This is a genomic window from Thermosipho sp. 1244 (assembly GCF_018588215.1).
Classification (GTDB): domain Bacteria; phylum Thermotogota; class Thermotogae; order Thermotogales; family Fervidobacteriaceae; genus Thermosipho; species Thermosipho affectus.
Genome location: NZ_LNGA01000032.1, coordinates 1 through 16,280, shown reverse-complemented (window position 1 = coordinate 16,280; position 16,280 = coordinate 1). Strand labels below are relative to the sequence as shown.

At 32.3% G+C, this 16,280-nt stretch carries 20 protein-coding genes, 2 tRNA genes and 1 pseudogene; 10 read left to right on the top strand and 13 right to left on the bottom strand.

Going from position 1 to position 16,280, the window contains the following annotated elements:
• Positions 1 to 10: 10 nt before the first annotated feature.
• The 9 genes from AS157_RS08085 to AS157_RS08045 are packed head-to-tail and all read right to left on the bottom strand — an operon-like array spanning position 11 to position 5,327.
• Entirely contained in the window at positions 11 to 1,042 is a 1,032-nt protein-coding gene (locus AS157_RS08085) for a THUMP domain-containing class I SAM-dependent RNA methyltransferase (RefSeq protein WP_077288837.1), read from the bottom strand.
• Positions 1,039 to 1,356 (bottom strand): DUF190 domain-containing protein, encoded by a 318-nt coding sequence (locus AS157_RS08080; protein ID WP_077288838.1) that lies wholly within the window; start codon positions 1,354 to 1,356, stop codon positions 1,039 to 1,041. The genes AS157_RS08085 and AS157_RS08080 overlap by 4 nt, the downstream gene beginning before the upstream one ends.
• Complete coding sequence (crcB, locus tag AS157_RS08075; protein ID WP_077288839.1) at positions 1,353 to 1,730, bottom strand: fluoride efflux transporter CrcB; 378 nt, start codon at positions 1,728 to 1,730, stop codon at positions 1,353 to 1,355. The genes AS157_RS08080 and crcB overlap by 4 nt, the downstream gene beginning before the upstream one ends.
• Positions 1,727 to 2,203, bottom strand: a complete 477-nt coding sequence (locus AS157_RS08070) for a hypothetical protein (RefSeq protein ID WP_077288840.1) — start codon at positions 2,201 to 2,203, stop codon at positions 1,727 to 1,729. The genes crcB and AS157_RS08070 overlap by 4 nt, the downstream gene beginning before the upstream one ends.
• A complete protein-coding gene (rdgB, locus tag AS157_RS08065; RefSeq protein ID WP_077288841.1) occupies positions 2,200 to 2,772 on the bottom strand; it encodes an RdgB/HAM1 family non-canonical purine NTP pyrophosphatase in 573 nt (190 codons plus the stop codon). The genes AS157_RS08070 and rdgB overlap by 4 nt, the downstream gene beginning before the upstream one ends.
• Positions 2,773 to 2,782: 10 nt before the next feature.
• Positions 2,783 to 3,241, bottom strand: a complete 459-nt coding sequence (locus AS157_RS08060; RefSeq protein WP_077288842.1) for a 23S rRNA (pseudouridine(1915)-N(3))-methyltransferase RlmH — start codon at positions 3,239 to 3,241, stop codon at positions 2,783 to 2,785.
• Positions 3,241 to 3,765 (bottom strand): DUF501 domain-containing protein, encoded by a 525-nt coding sequence (locus AS157_RS08055; RefSeq protein WP_077288843.1) that lies wholly within the window; start codon positions 3,763 to 3,765, stop codon positions 3,241 to 3,243. Before AS157_RS08055 ends, AS157_RS08060 begins: the two co-directional genes overlap by 1 nt.
• The gene (locus tag AS157_RS08050; protein WP_077197901.1) at positions 3,738 to 4,508 is read right to left on the bottom strand and encodes a 50S ribosomal protein L11 methyltransferase; all 771 of its coding nucleotides are present in this window, start codon (positions 4,506 to 4,508) and stop codon (positions 3,738 to 3,740) included. Before AS157_RS08050 ends, AS157_RS08055 begins: the two co-directional genes overlap by 28 nt.
• Positions 4,509 to 4,511: 3 nt before the next feature.
• On the bottom strand, positions 4,512 to 5,327 hold the full coding sequence (locus AS157_RS08045) for a peptidoglycan DD-metalloendopeptidase family protein (RefSeq protein ID WP_077288844.1): 816 nt from the start codon (positions 5,325 to 5,327) through the stop codon (positions 4,512 to 4,514).
• Positions 5,328 to 5,554: 227 nt separating this feature from the next.
• Here AS157_RS08045 and kal point away from each other — a divergent pair, with 227 nt between their 5' ends.
• From kal to kamE, 9 genes are read left to right on the top strand one after another with little or no spacing between them, the layout of a single operon-like run.
• Complete coding sequence (kal, locus tag AS157_RS08040; RefSeq protein ID WP_143611738.1) at positions 5,555 to 5,938, top strand: 3-aminobutyryl-CoA ammonia lyase; 384 nt, start codon at positions 5,555 to 5,557, stop codon at positions 5,936 to 5,938.
• 1 nt (position 5,939) lies between these two features.
• Complete coding sequence (gene kce, locus AS157_RS08035; RefSeq protein WP_077288845.1) at positions 5,940 to 6,761, top strand: 3-keto-5-aminohexanoate cleavage enzyme; 822 nt, start codon at positions 5,940 to 5,942, stop codon at positions 6,759 to 6,761.
• A 1-nt stretch (position 6,762) separates the two neighbouring features.
• Positions 6,763 to 7,794 carry an L-erythro-3,5-diaminohexanoate dehydrogenase gene (gene kdd, locus AS157_RS08030; RefSeq protein ID WP_077288846.1) on the top strand — a complete coding sequence of 344 codons (1,032 nt, stop codon included), beginning with the start codon at positions 6,763 to 6,765 and terminating at the stop codon, positions 7,792 to 7,794.
• A 12-nt stretch (positions 7,795 to 7,806) separates the two neighbouring features.
• A complete protein-coding gene (gene kamA, locus AS157_RS08025; protein ID WP_077288847.1) occupies positions 7,807 to 9,078 on the top strand; it encodes a lysine 2,3-aminomutase in 1,272 nt (423 codons plus the stop codon).
• Positions 9,075 to 9,485 carry a MaoC family dehydratase gene (locus AS157_RS08020; protein ID WP_077288848.1) on the top strand — a complete coding sequence of 137 codons (411 nt, stop codon included), beginning with the start codon at positions 9,075 to 9,077 and terminating at the stop codon, positions 9,483 to 9,485. The genes kamA and AS157_RS08020 overlap by 4 nt, the downstream gene beginning before the upstream one ends.
• On the top strand, positions 9,443 to 10,447 hold the full coding sequence (gene kamB, locus AS157_RS08015) for a lysine 5,6-aminomutase reactivase subunit KamB (protein WP_077288849.1): 1,005 nt from the start codon (positions 9,443 to 9,445) through the stop codon (positions 10,445 to 10,447). The genes AS157_RS08020 and kamB overlap by 43 nt, the downstream gene beginning before the upstream one ends.
• The gene (gene kamC / locus AS157_RS08010; protein WP_077288850.1) at positions 10,438 to 11,778 is read left to right on the top strand and encodes a lysine 5,6-aminomutase reactivase ATPase KamC; all 1,341 of its coding nucleotides are present in this window, start codon (positions 10,438 to 10,440) and stop codon (positions 11,776 to 11,778) included. The genes kamB and kamC overlap by 10 nt, the downstream gene beginning before the upstream one ends.
• Positions 11,768 to 13,330 (top strand): lysine 5,6-aminomutase subunit alpha, encoded by a 1,563-nt coding sequence (gene kamD, locus AS157_RS08005; RefSeq protein ID WP_077288851.1) that lies wholly within the window; start codon positions 11,768 to 11,770, stop codon positions 13,328 to 13,330. Before kamC ends, kamD begins: the two co-directional genes overlap by 11 nt.
• A complete protein-coding gene (gene kamE, locus AS157_RS08000) occupies positions 13,327 to 14,109 on the top strand; it encodes a lysine 5,6-aminomutase subunit beta (RefSeq protein WP_077197908.1) in 783 nt (260 codons plus the stop codon). The genes kamD and kamE overlap by 4 nt, the downstream gene beginning before the upstream one ends.
• A 13-nt stretch (positions 14,110 to 14,122) precedes the next feature.
• Here kamE and AS157_RS07995 read toward each other — a convergent pair whose 3' ends face one another.
• The 4 genes from AS157_RS07995 to AS157_RS07980 form a co-directional block, all read right to left on the bottom strand.
• A complete protein-coding gene (locus AS157_RS07995; RefSeq protein WP_077288852.1) occupies positions 14,123 to 15,265 on the bottom strand; it encodes an MFS transporter in 1,143 nt (380 codons plus the stop codon).
• 262 nt (positions 15,266 to 15,527) lie between these two features.
• Complete coding sequence (locus tag AS157_RS07990) at positions 15,528 to 15,677, bottom strand: hypothetical protein (RefSeq protein WP_156033489.1); 150 nt, start codon at positions 15,675 to 15,677, stop codon at positions 15,528 to 15,530.
• 60 nt (positions 15,678 to 15,737) lie between these two features.
• Positions 15,738 to 15,814 (bottom strand) — tRNA-Met (locus tag AS157_RS07985).
• Positions 15,815 to 15,846: 32 nt separating this feature from the next.
• Positions 15,847 to 15,936 (bottom strand) — tRNA-Leu (locus AS157_RS07980).
• Positions 15,937 to 16,054: 118 nt separating this feature from the next.
• On the opposite strand from AS157_RS07980, the pseudogene AS157_RS07975 reads away from it, so the two are divergent.
• Positions 16,055 to 16,280: pseudogene (locus AS157_RS07975) on the top strand (hypothetical protein); the annotation flags it as partial.

Below are 16,280 nucleotides of genomic sequence, written 5' to 3'. Positions count from 1 at the left end.
TACTACCTCCTCAATAAAACATATAAAACCAAACCCAAATTCCGCTATTTTGAAATCTTATCTTCTTTGTTGCCCTTCTACCAAAAAATTTTTCAAATTGATTATCCGGTGAAAGAATGTAAAATTTGGAATTTTTAAATTTTTTCAAGAATAAAGAAAAATCCACATCTGTTTTTATCCTTTCACCATACGGAGGATTGGTAACAACCCACACGTCATCAAAGGTATAATCTCCAAAAGATTTATTCTCAAAAACCAAACCCGATATTCTAAACCTTTTTGCGTTAGCTCTTGCAACCTTTAAAATAGAATTATCAATATCGTATCCAAATATTCCAGAAACATTTATATCTTTTATATCTTTTTTTATCCTTTTAGGCCACTCTAAAAATCCCCAATTTTCAGAAACAAAATCTCTAAAAATCCCCGGTGGAGTATTAGATTTTATCAAAGCAGCCTCTATTGGAATTGTTCCACTTCCACAAAATGGATCAACCAACATATTTTTATTCCACCTTGAAAGCAAAATCATCGAAGCCGCTATTGTTTCCCTTAAAGGAGCTTTAGATGTCTTTAATCTATAACCTCTTTTACTTAACGCTTTTTCTCCAGTTGTATCTAAAAGTACTTGAAGTTCATCTCTTTTTAAAACTAACCTAACGGGAAATATCGTATTTTTTCTTTGTTTTACCTTTTTCTTTATAGCAGCATACGCAACGGAAATTATCGCACCTTTTGCGGAAAGTTTTGACTTTACAGATGAAATATCCGAAATATAAACTTTACCATCCACAAAATCCGACCAATTAATATTGTATATTGCCTTGTAAAGTTCTTCAAAGCTTGTTACCTTTTTTCGCTCAAGCAATATTAAAACTCTCTCGGCTGTCCTAAGGTTAATGTTTAGGAAAGGTATATCCTTTAGCTCTCCCTTAATATACACACGTCCTGAAACCGATTCCAATATCTTATACCCCATCTTTCTCAACTCAAGTGCTACAGCCGCCTCAAGGCCTGTTGTACAAGTAAGTAAAAAAGTCATATTTTCTTCTCCATATAATACGCGTTTACCGGCATTTCAACTATCAATCCATCAAAATTTAGCTCCTTTACTTTTTGTAAAAACATATCAATTTTATTCTTTTCATCTACTATATCAATAACTATTGGCAAATCTTCAGATAGAGAAAAAAAATCACTCCTATGTATATGCCTCTTGTGTCCAAAGCCAATTATTCCTTTCATAACAGTTATTCCTTTTAATCCTTCATCGTATGCAAGTTTTACAATATATTCAAAAACAGGTTTTCCAAAATGTACATCTTTTTCCCCCAAATAAATTCTAAGCAACTTCACAAAACTCTCCCCCTTCCAAGTACCATCCCCAAAAATGCGGCTAAAAATCCCAAAACTACATTTGAAGAAAAATAACAAAAAGCCCTAAACGGACTTGTTAAAAATAAAGATAAAGATTCATATGTAAACGTTGAAAAAGTGGTAAATGATCCTAGAAAACCCGTTCCAAAAAACGCCAAAAAACTCCTTGAAATCTCCAACCTTTCGATACTTAAAAACATTAGAAAAGATAATAAAAAGGCACCAACAACATTAACAATAACAGTTCCAAAGGGGATATAACCAAAAGGAAGGTGGGAATTAACAAATTTTGAAACAAAATATCTTGATAATGCACCCAATGCTCCACCCAAAGCTATATAAACTATCTTCACGATATTTCACTTCTTTCAAGCTTTTCGTATAAAACATAAGACATACTATCATCTACTATTCCATTCTCTGGAAGTACTCGAATATAATTTGGTCTATCTTTGAAGAGCAATATTGCAAAACACATCCTTTTCGAAATATCACTTGCAACCATTATCTGTGCTTTTCTCAAAAGAAATTTAGATGTATATACTGTCTTGTCAAATAAAAAGAAAAAATCCACATCCTCTAAATAATTTTCGGCAATTCCAATCTGAGTTCCATTAATTATTGAGACAACGTAATTTTCCAATCTAATTTTCCTTTTAGTATTTCTCAAGACTACATCAACAAGCCTGTACTGTCCGTGGATAAACACATGCTCACCGTTATAAAAAATCGTATACGGAACGTTATAACTTTCAAAATCAGTTGTAATCCAAATATCCGGATCAAATTCTTCCACTAAAAAACTTTTAGATAAAAGAATTCTCAAAATTCCTCCACCTCTTTTAAAATTTTAAACAACTTTCTAAATGCACGGCTTCTATGACTTATCTTTCTTTTAACCTCGTCTCCCAATTCCCCAAAAGTTTTTTCATATCCGTGCGGAATAAAAAATGGATCATATCCAAATCCAAAATTCCCTTTTATTTCTCTTGAAATTTCTCCTTCAACTTTTCCTTCCACAGAAATCAGCACTCCCTTTTTGGGATTAAAATAAGTTGCAACACAAACAAATTGTGCAGATCTATCAACCTTGCTCTCTAACATTTTAAGAATTTTCTCCATTTTTAAAACATAAGGTTTTCCTTCCATAAATCTTGCACTTTCAACTCCGGGAAATTTTCCCAATGCATTAATTTCAAGTCCGGAATCATCTGCAATAACCGGTGTATTTAAAGCAAGTCCATAATAATAGGCTTTTTTCATGGAATTCTCGTAAAAAGACTTTCCATCTTCAATAACCTCCACATTTTTAGGAGACCTTTCAACTTCTATACCTTCTAAAATAATCCTAATTTCTTCAACCTTATGCGGGTTTGAAGTTGCAATGTAAATCATTTTCACACTCCTAATAGTGATATTTTTCGTTATTTATTATTTTAAATCCCCTAAAAATCTGTTCTAATAGCAATATTAGTACCATTTCATGTGTGAAAGTAAATTTTGATAACGATATCCTCTTTAAAGATAATCTCCTTAATTGCTCATCTACCCCCAATGGCCCTCCTATAACAAAAACAATCTCCCCTTCAAGCATCTGCATGCTTAAAAATTTAGAAAATTCCAAACTATCAATTTGTTTCCCAAAAAGGTCAAGTAAAACAAATTTCCTCCCCTTTATTTTACTTAAAATCTCCTTTGCTTCATTTTTAAGTATAACACCTCTCGAAAGTTTGTTAAGATCTCCACCCAATTTAACAAAAGTTACTTTTACCTTCGCAAATCTTTTTATCTTCCCCAAATAAAAATCAAAAGCATCTTGAAGATGCTTAGAAAGTTTTCCAGGAACAACTATTTCTATGTACACTATAATCCCTCACAATATTTATCTTCACATTCCGATCTTTCTAATTTTTTAAAAACAAGTTCTCCAACTGGATTTTCTATCCCAGATAAAAAATCTGCTAAATGCAGATGCAAACACTTTACCTTTGAAAAATTTGAAATCCCTCCTGTTCCTACTTTCTTTAATTCTTCTCTCCAACGTTTAAAATCTAAAAACTCTTTTTCTAAAAAAAACTTATCTCTTAAATATATAACTTTCTTGTGTGCTAAAAATAGACGCTCTTTAAACCTTTCATCTTCGCTTATTATTCTTTCAATTTCTTTTATCATTCCCTTTTCTTCCAATCGAGATACCTCTTTTACAAGAAAAGGACACGTTAAATAATACAATGTAGGAAAAGGTTTTCCATCTTTAACAGGCAAACTAACAACAACCTGTGGAAATCCATAAGAACAAAAACGTGTAACATTGCAAAAATTAGTAATCTTCCGTCCAAGTTGTTTGGCAACTATTTTATTTAAAACTTTATCACCAGTGCATTCCATTCGTTTTTCCTCCGATGTTCTATAATATTTAAATGCTTAAATAAATCTAATTTTGAATCTATAATCCCGGATAAAATAACTATTCCATCCTTTTTTAAATATTTAGGCATATCCTCCAACGCTTCTATTAAAATTTCGGCAATTATATTTGATACAATCAAATCGTACTTCCCATCTATGTTTTTAAACAAGTTTGACTCTCTAATTTCAACATCTTCATTATTCTTTTTTACATTTTCAAGAGCAGATTCAACGGCAAGTGGATCATTATCAACACCTAAAACTCTATTTGCACCTAATTTTTTAGATAAAATACTTAATATACCGCTACCACAACCTAAGTCCAAAACATCCATACCTGGTCTTAAATACTCCTTCAAAAAAGACGCAGCAAGTTTCGTTGTATCGTGAAGTCCTGTACCAAATGCAAGTCCTGGTGTTATCTTTATAACTACTCCCTTTTTTATATCGTGAAAATCTGGATCTATCCATACACCTTCAATGAATTCAAAAGGGCGAGAAATTAAATTCTTCACCCAATCATCTGATGATGTTACCCTTTCTTCAACAATGTCAAATGAAAAATCAAAATCAAATTCCTTTTTTTCACTAACTACAACTAAAAAAATTCCCTCTTTTGTTTCATAAAAATAATAATTGTTAATTTGTTTATCAAAAAAATATTCTTCCAATTTTTCTACATCTTCATTAGATATCCTATAAACCCTCTCAAAAAATTCCATTTTTTATTCACCACCTAAATACAAACCTTCATCCCTTAACACGTACATCCTTCCATACGAAGGAAGAAAAGCCATAGGATTTGTATGTCTTCCATTTCTTCTCACTTCAAAATGTAAATGTGGGCCGGTACTTACCCCTGTTGAACCTACTCTTCCAATTAATTCACCTCTTCTTAAGCTCTGACCTTTATACACACATATTTTCGACATATGACCATAAACTATGTCGTAACTACCATAATCAACTATAACTGCAAGTCCATAACCCCCATATTCACCTGCAAATTTCACAACTCCATTTGTAGCAGAAAAGATAGGAGTCCCCATTGGTGCAGAAATATCTACCCCTGTGTGAAAACTTTTTTTATGATAAATAGGGTGCATTCTCCATCCATATGTAGAAGAAATCTTTCCAAAAATCGGCCAAATAAAATTTTTATCATATATATTAAAAGCTTTCCCAACATAATTCAAAGGAACAAATAATTTTTGTCCCACGTAAATATAAGTACTTTTTAATTCATTTGCAACTTTTATATCATCTACCGTTGCAAAAAATCTCAACGCAATTGAATAAAGACTATCTCCTTGTTGAACCTCGTATATAATACCAGAAGGTTGAGGTATCTTTAAAACTTCGCCGACCTTCAAATTATACGGATCAATATCATTCCAATCAAGGATGACAGACGGTGAAACCCCAAATACCTGAGATAGTTTATATATAGTATCCCCAGGTTGTACATAATAGCTTAAAATAAAATAACTGGGAAATGCAAAAACTGAGACAAGCAAAATAACCAAGGAGATCTTCCTCATAGTTTAATACACTCCTCTCATTAAAGACAGAATTATTTTACCATACAAAAACTCATAAAATCAAATAAAAAATAAAAATTTAAAAGTATCTTTGAAAAAATAAATAAAAAACACATTAAAAAAGCTAAATTAAGTTAATCATTTTTAATAATATTTTACAAATTTTGCTTAATACCCCCTGTTCTGTTAATATTAAAACTGTAATGTAAAAATAAAGGGGGGATTATGTGAAAACCACATTAAAAGTACGAATGAGTAGTGCAGATGCCCATTATGGTGGCAATTTAGTTGATGGTGCAAAAATTTTGCAGCTTTTTGGTGATGTTGCAACGGAATTACTCATTCGTCATGATGGAGATGAAGGATTGTTTCGCGCATATGAAAATATTGAATTTTTAGCACCTGTTTATGCAGGGGACTTTATAGAAATAACTGGCCAAATAATTAAAGTCGGTAAAACTTCTAGAAAAATGGAATTTATAGCAAAAAAGATTATAACTGCAAGACCGGATATAAACGATAGTGCAGCAGATGTATTGGAAGAACCAATAATTGTTTGTAAAGCTATAGGAACATGTGTAGTTCCACTCGACAAACAAAGAAGGGGATAACATGGAAAAACTTATAATCACCGTTGCCGTAACAGGTGCAGAAGTTACAAAAGAAAAACAGCCCAATCTTCCCATTACACCAGATGAAATTGCAGATGAAGTATACGAATGTTACCTTGCAGGTGCATCTATTGCACATATCCACGCACGGAACAATGATGGAACACCTACACAATCATACGAAATCTACAAAGAAATAAAGGAAAAGATAGAAAAAAAGTGTAACATAATCTTTCAACCTTCCACAGGTGGAGCAACGTGGCACACCTTCGAAGAAAGAATGCAACCATTACTAACAAATCCAGAAATGGCAACACTTAGTGCAGGAACTTGCAATTTTGGAAATGATGTCTTTTTAAATCCAATGGAATACATAGAAAAGTTTGCTATTGAAATGAAAAAAAGAAGTATAAAACCAGAAATTGAAGTTTTCGAACGTGGAATGATTCAAAATACATTAAATCTAGTAAAAAAAGGAATACTTGATTTACCACTCCATTTTGATTTTGTTATGGGAGTGCCTGGGGCAATACCAGCAACGATAGATGATCTCGTTTATCTAGTTTCAAAACTTCCAAAAGGTTCTACATGGAGTGTTGCAGGTATAGGAAAATATGAACTTCCATTGGCAGTTCACGCCATACTCATGGGTGGACACGTCAGAGTGGGATTTGAAGATAACATCTATTATAAAAAAGGGGTGCTTGCAAAATCGAATGCCCAACTTGTGGAAAGAATTGTAAGAATTGCAAAGGAGTTGGGAAGGGAAATTGCAACCCCAGATGAGGCAAGAAAAATTTTGGGAATAAAAAAGGAGGAGTAAGATGGTAAATAAAAAGGGATGTCCATATGGAACGCACAGGGTTATTGAACCAGAAGGTTTTTTACCACAAGCTGCAAAAAAAATAGATAACAACATGGAAATCTATTCCAACGAAATACTAATAGATGTAAAGACTTTAAACGTGGACTCTGCAAGCTTTACTCAGATAAAAAATTCGTGTAACAACAATATCGAATGCATAAAAAAAACAATTCTCTCAATAGTAAAAGAAAAGGGAAAGCTTCAAAATCCCGTAACTGGTAGTGGTGGTATGTTAATAGGGACTGTTAAAGAAATAGGAAAAGATTTAAAAACAGACCTAAAGGTAGGAGATAAAATTGCAACCCTTGTATCCCTTTCCCTTACCCCACTAAAAATTGACGAAATTCTAGATATAAAAATTGATGCGGAACAAGTGGATATAAAGGGAAAAGCAATATTATTTGAAACGGGAATTTACGCAAAACTTCCAGATGACATTCCAGAAAAACTTGCACTTGCCGTTTTAGATGTTGCAGGTGCACCAGCGCAAGTAAATAAACTTGTAAAACCTGGAATGACAGTTGCAATAATAGGTGGTGGTGGAAAATCTGGAATACTTTGTACCTATCAAGCAATGAAAAATGTTGGAAAAAATGGCAAAGTTATTGTAATAGAATATTCCAAGGAAAATGCTCAAAAAATAATTGATTTAAACCTTGCACACCGCGTAATAGTCGCAGATGCCACAAAACCTGTGGAAGTATACCAAAAATTCACAGAAGTTAGTGAACTTGCAGATGTAACTATTAACAACGTTAACGTCGAAGGTACTGAAATGTCTTCTATATTAATTACTAAAGATGAAGGAATAATTTATTTCTTTAGTATGGCAACATCTTTCACTCGGGCAGCCTTGGGAGCTGAAGGTGTGGGAAAAGACATAACCATGATAATTGGAAATGGATATACTAAGGGTCACGCACAACTAAGTTTGAATATTATCAGGGAATCTAATGAAATAAGAAAGCTATTTGAATCAAAATATTGTTAATGGGGGGATAGGATGAGACATTATAAAGATATACCACTTTGGAAAGATGTAACAGAGGAAGAATGGAATGATTGGAAATGGCAAATAAGAAACAGAATAACAGACGTAGACACTTTAAAAAAAGTAATCAACCTTACCAAAGAAGAAGAAGAAGGAATAAGACAAAGCCTTAAAACTTTGAGAATGGCAATAACACCTTATTACGCCTCGCTTATGGATCCTGATAATCCAAAATGCCCCATTAGAAGACAAGCAGTACCTACAATAAAAGAACTTGAACTAAAACCTTGGGATATGGTTGATCCACTACACGAAGATGAAGATTCTCCAGTTCCAGGATTAACACACAGATATCCAGATAGGGTTTTGTTTTTAATTACCGATATGTGTGCTATGTATTGTAGACACTGTACAAGAAGAAGATTTGCAGGTCAACATGATAAAGCTAGAACAAAAAGTGAAATAGATGCAGCTATCGAATACATAAGGGAAACTCCTGAAGTTAGAGATGTATTACTTTCCGGTGGAGACGCATTACTTGCTGGAATCGATATGCTTGAATACATATTAAAAGAATTGAGAAAGATAAAACATGTGGAGATAATTAGAATAGGAACAAGGGCACCTGTGGTCATGCCACAAATCGTTACAAAAGAACTCACCAATATGCTAAAAAAATATCATCCAATATGGATTAATATGCAATTTAACCATCCAAAAGAAATAACACCTGAAAGTTCGAAAGCTTGTGAAATGCTTGCAGATGCCGGTATTCCATTGGGAAATCAATCTGTACTTTTACGCGGAATAAACGATAGTCCATATATTATGATGGAACTTGTCCACCAACTTGTAAAAATAAGGGTAAGACCGTACTATATTTACCAATGTGATCTTTCACAAGGAATTTCTCACTTTAGAACATCCATTGGAACTGGATTGAGAATAATAGAAAGCTTAATTGGACATACTTCAGGTTTTTGTGTTCCAACATACGTTGTTGATGCACCAGCAGGTGGCGGGAAAATTAGGTTAATGCCGCAATATCTAATCTCTTATTCAAATAACACCGCAATTTTACGTAATTATGAAGGTGTTATCGTTGCATATCACGAACCAGAAGAAACAAAATCAGATGTAGACGATAGTGAATACAGAAGAAAATACGAGTTTACAGGCATTGCTTCTCTTTATGAAAGCAAAAAAATATCCATCGAACCTACACACCTTGAAAGACATGAAAGAATCAAAAACTGGAAAGAAAAAAGGGGAGAAAAAAGATGAAATATGAAGAATTAAGCGTTGGCCAAACATATGAAAAGGTTATAAAGGTAGAAGAAAAACATGTATTTCAATTTGCAGAAATTACAGGAGACAAAAATCCTGTACATATTGATGAAGAATATGCCAAAAAATCTATTTTTGGAGGAAGAATTGCCCACGGCATTCTTCTCCTTGGTTATATTTCATATGTTTTGGGAATGGAGTTTCCAGGTCCTGGAACAATATACATGTCACAAAACGCAAAATTTTTAAGGCCTGTATACGTAGGGGAAAACATAAAAATAAAAATAAAAGTATTGGAAAAGCATGATGAAAAAAAGAGGATAAAAGTTTCCACGTTAATTTTTAACGAAAAAGACGAATTATGTGTGGAAGGAGATGCTCTACTTTCGTTAAAATTCCTTTGATAAATTTGTTTAAAAAATTCAAAACAATAGCAATTGTAGGATTGGAAAAAAACACAGGAAAAACAGAAACGTTTAATTTTCTGCTAAAGCATTTGCAGAAAGATTTTGTACTAGGAGTCACATCAATTGGAATTGATGGTGAAGATACAGATCAAGTAACTTTCACAAAAAAACCAAACATATTAGTCGATAATGGGATCTTATTTGTAACTACAGAAAATTTTTACAAAAGGAAAAATTTTCTTTCAGAAATACTATATGTTTCAGACAGAAGCACATCAACGGGAAGAGTAATAATTGCAAAGGCACTTGAAAAAGGAAAAATAATTTTATCAGGTCCCACTACAATCCAATGGCTCAAAGAAATAAATTCAATACTTCAAACATTTGGAGCAGAAAAAATACTAATAGACGGGGCATTGTCTAGAATAAGTAGTTCAACATTAAGCGATGCAGTAGTACTTTCAACTGGTGCTGCAGTAAGTTTGGATATAGAAAAAATAGTTGAAAAAACATTGGATTTATTTTACAAAATAAACCTTCCTTTATACCCTGAAAAGTTGGATATAAAATCAGGTATATTTACAAAAGATTTAAAACTAATAGCACGTTCATCTTTGAATATTAATGATTTAAGTTTAATAAAAGACCAAAAGGAAATTCTAATAGGCGGGGCATTAACTGAAAAATTTTTAAAGAAATTGATAAATAATAATACCTATCCAACTTTGGTAGTTAAGGATTTTTCAAAAATATTTGTAAATAGTTTTTATTTAAAACTCTATCAAAAAAAAGGTGGAAAGATATTGGTGCTACACAAACCAAATTTGTGTTTAGTTACGGTAAATCCATATTCCCCAAATGGCTTTGTAATAGACGACAAACTACTAATCGAAAAACTATCAAGCAAAATAAAATTACCCATATTAAACGTTAGAAAGGTTGAAGGTGAATGGATATAGGTTTTGATTACATCAAACAAAATTTGGACTTTTCCTCGCAAATTGGAAAAAGATACCTTGAAAATCTAAATCTTTTATCGGATAAAGATACAATACAATTCCATCTAAAAGCTATGGAAAAATTGTTTGATATACCAATTGATAAAATCAAAAACATTCTCTCACATTTTCAGGATATACTTAAAACTATAAATAAATTAACAACTGGAACAACACTTGATGAAATTGAACTGTTTCAATTAAAACAATTCTCATACTTTTCAAACGAATTATTTGAAATTCTCAAAGATTTAAATCTTCTTGATTGCTTTAAGCTTGAAAAATTACATAAACCTTTCCAAATTCTAGATCCAGAAAACCAAAACCTTCCAACCTTTTACATATACAGTAGCTATGACAAAGAACTTGAAAATATAAGAAAAGAAAAAGCTAAAATAAAAGATGAAGAAAGATTACTCAAGTTATCCATAAAAGAAAAAGAAATAGAGGAAAAGATATGCAAAAATCTTTCCGAAAAATTATCCAGACATTCACATAATTTTTTAAAAAACTATGAAATTATTGGATTTTTGGATCTTTCCATATCAAAAATGGAACTTTCCACAAAACTGGATCTAAAAAAACCCAATATATCGGAGCAACTTACTATAAAACTTTCTAAGCTTTTTAACCCTGAAGTAAAAGAAATACTCGAAAATACCGGAAAACATTTTCAAAAAGTAGATATAACCTTAAAAAACGGCACACAAATTATAACCGGTGCAAATATGGGTGGAAAAACTATTCTTTTAAAAACAATAGCACTTTCTCAAATTTTATTTCAAAAAGGATTTTATATTCCAGCGGAAAACGCCTTTTTGCCAATTTTTGATGATATCTTCTTTATTTCAGGAGATTTTCAAGATGAAAAACTTGGACTTTCTTCATTTGCCGCTGAAATGAAAATTTTAAATAACATATTTAAACAAATACAAAGTAATAAAAAATTTTTGATTTTACTTGATGAACCTGCGCGTACGACAAACCCATTAGAAGGAAGAGCTATAGTTAAAGCAATTGCAAAGTTATTTAACAAACCAAATATAGTATGCGCAATAACTACACATTTTGACAATGTACTATCTTCAAATATGCGTCATTTAAGAGTTAAGGGATTAAAAGATATAGAAAAAATAGACAAAAACAAAGAATTACAAGATTATTTTGACTATTCGCTTGAAGAAATAACGCAAAAAAATTCCCCAAAAGAAGCAATAAAAATATTAAAATTACTAGATATAGACAACAATATAGTGGAAAAAATAGAGGAGGTATTGGAAAATGGAGAGTAAACTAGGACTTGATTTCAAAAAAGTAGACTACGCAAAAAAACTTGCCCAAAAAATAGCCAAAGATATAAAAGAATTCGTAGAACCTCGCTCCACAACTTCTATCGAAAGAACAATATGCAGATTTTTAGGTATAGATGGAACAAATAACGAAAAAGTCCCTCTTCCAAATGTCGTTGTTGATCACTTAAAAGAAAAAGGAATTTTAGAACAAGGTGCAGCATATTTTATTGGAAACGCAATGATAGAAACAGAACTCTCTCCACAAGAAATAGCAGAAAAAATATCCAAAAAAGAATTGGATTTAAGCAAAGTAAAAACACATCCCATAGAAAATGTATTGGATATTCTAAATCCATTAGTTGAAAGCACAATAAACCGTATAAAAGAAAATAAAAACACACGAGAAAAAATGATAAATGAAATTGGTGATGGAAAGCAACCATATCTTTATGTAATAGTTGCCACGGGAAATATATACGAAGATGTCGTCCAGGCACAGGCTGCCGCACGACAAGGTGCAGATATAATTGCGGTAATTCGTTCTACTGCACAAAGTTTACTTGACTATGTACCATATGGCCCAACTACAGAAGGTTTTGGGGGGACTTATGCTACTCAGGAAAACTTTAAAATAATGAGGGAAGCACTAGATGAGGTTTCCCGCGAAGTCGGAAGATATATCAGACAAGTAAATTATGCATCAGGCCTTTGTATGCCAGAAATAGCCGCAATGGGAGCTATTGAAAGATTAGATATGATGTTAAACGATGCCCTTTACGGCATCCTATTTCGGGATATTAATATGCAAAGAACTATAATTGATCAGCATTTTTCAAGAGTAATAAATGGATTTGCTGGGATAATAATAAACACAGGTGAGGACAATTATCTTACAACTGCCGATGCATATCAAGAAGCACATACCGTTCTTGCCTCACAATTTATAAACGAACAACTTGCATTAATAGCAAATCTTCCCGAAGAACAAATGGGTTTAGGCCACGCATTTGAAATGAATCCTGATCTTGAAAATGGCTTTTTATACGAGCTTGCACAAGCTCAAATGGCAAGGGAAATATTTCCAAAAGCTCCTTTAAAATACATGCCTCCAACAAAATATATGACAGGAAATATATTCAAAGGACTAGTTCAAGATGCAATGTTCAACGTAATTTCAATTTGGACTAAACAAGGAATCCAACTTCTAGGCATGTTAACTGAAGCTATCCATACACCATTTATGTCAGATAGATACCTTGCAATCGAAACGGCAAAATACATATTTAATAACATGAAAAACATAGGAGATGAAATATACTTTAAAGAAAATGGTTTAATACAAAATAGAGCCAAACAAGTTTTAAATGAAGCTATAGAACTCCTCGAAAAAATATCAGAAATCGGGCTTTTTAAAGCTTTAAGTTTAGGAGTATTTGCAAATATAAAAAGACCAATAAATGGCGGAAAAGGACTTGACGGAGTATTTATGAAAGGCAAAAATTATATAAACCCATTTTTTGATAAAATGTTAGAAAGAAGGTGTCAAGAATGAGTGGATACAATCTTGAAAAAAAGAATATAGACAAAACACTAAACCTTAAAGCGGTTAAACCCTACGGTGACACCATGAATGATGGGAAATTACAAGTAAGTTTTACACTACCTGTACCATTTGGAGATGAAGCAACAGAAGCGGCAAAAATACTAATGAAAAAAATGGGTCTTGAAAATCCACAAATAGTATTTTCAAAAGAATTAACAAAGGGTTTTACATTTTTCATTGGCTATGGAGATTGCATTCACACAATAGACTATACAAGTATACATGTTCCAAAAGTCCACGTCGAGGAAATGACAATGTATGAGATAGATAAATTTATAAAAGAAAAAATAGGCAGAAAAATAGTAGTAGTAGGTGCCACTATAGGAACTGACGCACACACAGTTGGGCTAGATGCTATTTTAAACATGAAAGGATTTGCCGGACACTACGGACTTGAAAGATACGAAATGTTCGAAATATACAACATGGGAAGTCAAGTGCCAGTTGAAGAATTTGTAAAAAAAGCAATCGAGGTTAACGCAGATGCATTACTTGTCTCACAAACCGTTACTCAAAAAAATATACATATAAAACACCTTACCGAACTTGTGGAATTACTTGAAGCAGAAGGCTTAAGAGAAAAATTAGTATTGGTAGTTGGCGGGCCAAGAATAACACATGAGCTTGCAAAAGAACTGGGATACGATGCGGGGTTTGGCCCTAATACATTTGCAGAACATGTAGGTTCATTCCTTGCACATGAAGTATATAAAAGATTAAATAAATAAGGGGCAAAAGCCCCTATTTTTTTATTAAAAACCTTATTTGAATAAAAAATACTATAATCGTCAACAATAGTCCAAAAATTCCAAGCCCCTTTATCCCAGAAAAATAATCCAAAAAAGTTCCACCAATTAATGGACCAAAACCAAACAAAAGACCAATTACAGCTTCATGAAATCCTCCTTGCTTTCCCTGATCATCTTCTTCAGAATGAAGCCCATAGTATATTGCAAATGTATATGGAATAGCGTAACACATTCCACTCAAGAAAGAAATTACCAAAAATAACATTGGCGATGGTTTAAAAAACATAAGAAGGGAAGTTACCGGCAATACTAATAAAAAATAAAAAGAAATCTTTGGTTTTCCCACCCAAAAGTTAAATTTTCCCATAAATAAAAAAGTCAAAAAAACTGATAAATTTGCAAAGGCAATTAAAAATCCTGTTAAACTAAGCGCCGTACCATATGAACTTATTAATTTTGGAAAAAGAGCCAAAACTGACGTATACAAAAGTCCTGAAAAAAACAACGTACTTCTATACACTAACCTATATCTTTTTATATTTTTCACTATCTTTTCCATTTTAAAATCGCAACCCAAAAGTTTTATGTAATTTCCAAAGCTTTTGTAATCATACCAAACAAAAATACTCATAGCAGCAGAAAGAAATAAACCATATCCAAATATTATTTGTGGATATTTTACAGTCATAAATGGGCCCAAAGCCATCCCAATGATATTTCCAAAACTCCACGAAAGATTAAATCTCATAACTGTTTTAGAATGTGGAAAATTTGCTAACGATTCGCTTTTTGATATTAGTCCTTCAATTTGAGGATAAAAACTTCCAAAAAATAAGTTTGATATAACAGCTATTACTACTAAAGAAAATACACCTGATAAATTCAATGAAACAACTAAAAAGAAAAAATACAGTAAAAACTCCACTATCAATATCTTTTTATAACCAAACTTATCACCAAGATGACCTATACTAATACTAGTTATCACGTAAGAAAGTGCACCAAAAAAATTTATCATACCAATCTGCGAATATGCTAACCCCAATTTCGAACCCATTGAGTTTACATATGAAGTTATTAAATAAAACAATATAGAAAAACATACTGAAATAAAATGATATCTGTGAAATCTCATACAACTCCCCCTTCGTAATTAAAAAATTTATAGCTATCCCAATAAATCTTACAGTGATAAATATAAATTTAGAAGTCATAGTATGAAAATTATCATTATTAATCTACTTTTTCTTACCTTTCATTATTTTTAAAAAAAAGAAAAACATCTCTCGTCATAAAATTTTCACAAAATGTTTTTGTTATTCTATTATAAACGATGTAATTGGCAACCAATGTGCTACCAAATAATATCTACTAAATTCTAATATTCCTTGAAGATTTTACCACAACAATCTTTTCATCATCTTATGCAAAAAATCTTCAGTCTTTATAGTAATTTTCTCCACAAATTTGTAAAAAATATCAAGAAAATTACTACGAATGTTTTCACAGTCAACAAATGAAAAACAATTCTTTCTCGATACTAACACCTAAAACACTCCCAGACTAGATAAAAAAAAGGTAGAACCCTTTTTGGTTCCACCTTTTTCTGGTAGCGGGGGCAGGATTTGAACCTGCGGCCTTTGGGTTATGAGCCCAACGAGCTTCCAGACTGCTCCACCCCGCATCGTATATAACAACACTCCTATTATTCTCAAGTGGTGCCGGGGATCGGACTCGAACCGACACGGAGGTGTAACCCCCAGCGGATTTTAAGTCCGCTGCGTCTCCCAATTCCGCCACCCCGGCGTCACCGTAATTTATTTTAACATAAAATGTAAAATAGTCAATACCTTTTGGGGAGTGTTTCAAAAATAAGAGGAAGTGGTTCAAAAATAAAAGGGGAGATGATATAATCTCCCCTGATATGAGAAGAACTAACATAAAGAAAATACTCAAACTTGTTAAAAAATTTTACAACAATATTTTACCACAACTTCCTCAAAAATCTACCTCCAAAGGTAGACCTAAGAAATACCCAGACGCACTAATTCTTTCCTTAGCAGTTTTAAAAGAACTGTTTGCTCTTTCGTTTAGAGAGACATTAGAAATGGGTGCATTATACTTTAAGAGAGTTCCATCTCTTAGAGATT